The sequence below is a fragment of the Paraglaciecola sp. genome (assembly GCF_030730205.1).
Classification (GTDB): domain Bacteria; phylum Pseudomonadota; class Gammaproteobacteria; order Enterobacterales; family Alteromonadaceae; genus Paraglaciecola.
This window is the reverse complement of sequence record NZ_JANQVQ010000057.1, coordinates 1,730-5,066: the sequence shown is the minus strand read 5'-3', so window position 1 is coordinate 5,066 and position 3,337 is coordinate 1,730. Positions and strand designations below refer to the sequence as shown.

Here is a 3,337-nt window from a genome sequence, read left to right as displayed (position 1 = left end):
AAGTTTTTAAGCCTAATAGGATTATGCAGTAAATGGTCTCACAAAATCCGCGAGTGCTTGATCTTGGCAATGCTCAAAAAAACAAGCTTGGAAACGTTTACCGCCTACAGCAGTCTTAACTAACTCAGGGTCAAGTGCCTTCAAACCCTCTAACAAAGGTTTGCTGGTTGCCACTTTAACGCCGTTAAGTATCCCAGCATTGGTTACTTGCGATTCACGGCGCTCAGGTGGATAACCCATACCCGTGTCACCCGTAAAGGCTTTTTCAAAAATATAACGAACATTTAGCTCTGCCCCCCAACCAAATCCTTTGGCAAAAGGTAAAGCAAGTGCATTGCCATTGTTGATCTGAGCAAACAAATAGGCATCCGCAGGGTCAATACAATAGCCACAAGCAACGCCTGGATAGGCATTTAGCGACATTAATGCGCCTTGACCAGTACCACAACCCGATACGACAAAGTCCACTGCCTTTGAATTTAACAATAACGCGGCAATAATGCCTAAATGGATATACGTTAGACGATGGTCATTGTCATCACTCATTCCGACGTTAAACACTTCATGGCCTAATCCACCTGCCACATCGTTTAATTGTGCAAGTACCACTTCATTTTTAGCCGCTTGGCTAAACTCGTTCATTAAGGCAATTTTCATTATTACTCCAGATATTCATCTTATTGACGTGAATTTTGGCATTAATACGGGTCTGACTAAACCAAATTAATCAGATAAGTTTAATTATGAATATTTGTTCGATTCACCAAGTGGTTACGATTGGATTTTTGTAGGGGAATTCCTAGCTTGAAATCAGCAGAAACACATTTATTGCAATACAGCTTAAATTTCACTGTGGGTGGGCCTTAAACGCGGTAGAATCAACCTATAAATTTTGGAGGTTAAATGGTCTCTTTCAAACGTATCACTTTATTTTGTTTATTAATGGTAGTCACATTGAGTGCCAAGGCATTCGAAATCACCCTTGCAGAGCAACAAATTAATAGCATGTTAGCCATGAGCTTTCCGGTAAAACAAAGTTACCAAGGCTTTGATGTGACCTTTACTGATCCTAAAGTGACCCTCATCAGCAGTACTAACAATATTGCCTTAAAAACGGTAATAGTGGCGGAGCAAAACGGCCAAAAATTACGCGCCATTGCCAGTGCCCAAGGACAGGTGTACTTCAACAAACAACAACAAGTAATTGAAATTATTAAACCTAGCTTGCGGGAATTTACGGTTCTTGATAACTCGATAGCACAATCTGCAGCTGTTTTAGATTCGTTGAAGCAAGCAATTGGTCAGCAATTACCAATGATTTTTTTACTTGATATAAAACAAATCAATCAGCTTTTTCCTGGATTACAGCCGCAAAATATTGTTATTCGAGATAATGCCTTAGTCATCAGTTTATAAAATGGGCCCCCCAAAGGCACAAAATCAGTAGAAGCATTAAAAGGTCGCTTGTCAACTCAAGTGACAAGCGAGCCGAAAATATACGGGAGTTTACATCATATAGTTAGCGGGTAGAGCGATTCTGGCAACGCCAGATTCAACAGCAGCCAAGGCAACCGCTTTTGCCACTCGTTTAAGCAAGCGCGGATCCATCGGCTTGGGAATAATATACTCTTTACCAAAACTCAAACTTGTCACGTTACTGGCTTTTAACACTGCTTCAGGCACAGTCTCTTTTGCAATACTTCGAATAGCCTCAACTGCGGCAATTTTCATCTCGTCGTTTATGCGCGAAGCGCGTACATCTAAAGCGCCACGAAAAATAAACGGAAAACACAATACATTGTTTACCTGATTGGGGTAATCAGAACGCCCGGTGGCCATGATAAGGTCTTGCCTGACACTATGTGCCAGTTCAGGTTTAATTTCAGGATCGGGATTAGAACAAGCAAAAATAACCGGATTAGGTGCCATCAACGTCAATGCCTCTGCGGGCAACACATCAGGCCCTGAAACGCCAACAAACACATCAGCATTGTCTAAGGCATCTTCTAAGGTTCGTTTATCAGTATTATTGGCAAAAAGCTGCTTATACTCAGTTAAATCGACGCGCCGCGTATGAATAACACCTTGACGGTCTAGCATATAAATTCGTTCACGCTTAGCGCCGCATTTTACTAGTAACTCCATACAGGCTATAGCGGCTGCACCGGCCCCCATACATACGATGGTAACTTCACTTATGAGTTTGCCTTGAATCTCCAGAGCGTTAAGCATTCCGGCAGCAGTGACTATTGCCGTACCATGTTGATCATCATGAAATACCGGCACATCACAACGTTCAATTAATGCTTTTTCTATTACAAAACATTCTGGTGCCTTGATGTCTTCTAAGTTTATGCCGCCAAATGTATCCGCAATATTGGCCACCGTATTGATAAAGTCATCAGCAGTTTGATGTTTAACTTCTATATCAATGGAATCAATGCCAGCGAAACGCTTGAATAAAAGCGCCTTACCTTCCATTACTGGCTTAGACGCTAAGGGACCTAAATTTCCCAAACCAAGGATAGCGGTACCATTAGAGATAACTGCGACTAAATTTCCTTTGCCAGTATATTGATAAACCGCGTCCGGATTTGCTGCAATTTCGCGAACAGGTTCTGCCACACCGGGGCTATAAGCCAACGCTAAATCAGTTACACTTTCTGCTGGTTTAGTTAGTTCAATACTGATTTTTCCAGGCACCGGTAAGGAATGGTAGTCAAGAGCTTGCTGACGAAAATCTGTCATTGTGATTGTAATCCTGTGTGTAGGGTTTGAAGCTAAGTTGTTGTATAACCTGTATTATTTCACATTGAATTACAAAAAACGTAACCCCATGAGTTTATTATAGTTTTTTAAATACTCGGCTAAGTTGAATGTAACACAAGTGGATTTACGAAGCCTATTCGTTAAGCATGGTTTTTAGCAATTTTTGGCATAAACAAGAATGATATTGACGGAATAATTATTGGGCACAGGTTTCGAGATCAATTTGATCAATTGGTTTATGTATCTAATCTGATACGTAGGATGCAATAAAGATAAGTACTCTGTAGAACTTTGTTAAATTTCATGCATTTACTAGAATCACTTAGCTACAGGTGGTGTAAAAAGCTTGGCTAAAAAGCCTTACGATCCGGTAAGTTTAAAGTAGATCAATTAATAGGCTAATAAAGGATTGAGTTCACTCGATTGATGCTTTAATATGTTGTTAGGTTTATTAATTAAGGAAGGTTTATGAAGAAATTCGCGATGTCTTTATTAACTGCAGGATTGCTAATTTCTAGTGGTCTTCAGGCGCAAGAGATTCAAGGTGGTAACGGTGCAGGTAATTCTG

3 protein-coding genes are annotated in these 3,337 nt (G+C 40.5%); 1 reads left to right on the top strand and 2 read right to left on the bottom strand.

Annotation, left to right across the window (positions count from 1 at the left end; translation table 11 throughout):
- Positions 1 to 21: 21 nt before the first annotated feature.
- Positions 22 to 657, bottom strand: a complete 636-nt coding sequence (locus NWQ57_RS05225; RefSeq protein ID WP_306021079.1) for an RpiB/LacA/LacB family sugar-phosphate isomerase — start codon at positions 655 to 657, stop codon at positions 22 to 24.
- Between the two features lie 246 nt (positions 658 to 903).
- Here NWQ57_RS05225 and NWQ57_RS05220 point away from each other — a divergent pair, with 246 nt between their 5' ends.
- Positions 904 to 1,416 (top strand): hypothetical protein, encoded by a 513-nt coding sequence (locus NWQ57_RS05220; protein ID WP_306021078.1) that lies wholly within the window; start codon positions 904 to 906, stop codon positions 1,414 to 1,416.
- A 90-nt stretch (positions 1,417 to 1,506) separates the two neighbouring features.
- Here the strand turns inward: NWQ57_RS05220 and NWQ57_RS05215 are convergent, their stop codons facing one another.
- Positions 1,507 to 2,748 carry a malic enzyme-like NAD(P)-binding protein gene (locus tag NWQ57_RS05215; protein WP_306021077.1) on the bottom strand — a complete coding sequence of 414 codons (1,242 nt, stop codon included), beginning with the start codon at positions 2,746 to 2,748 and terminating at the stop codon, positions 1,507 to 1,509.
- Between the last annotated feature and the right edge of the window lie 589 nt (positions 2,749 to 3,337).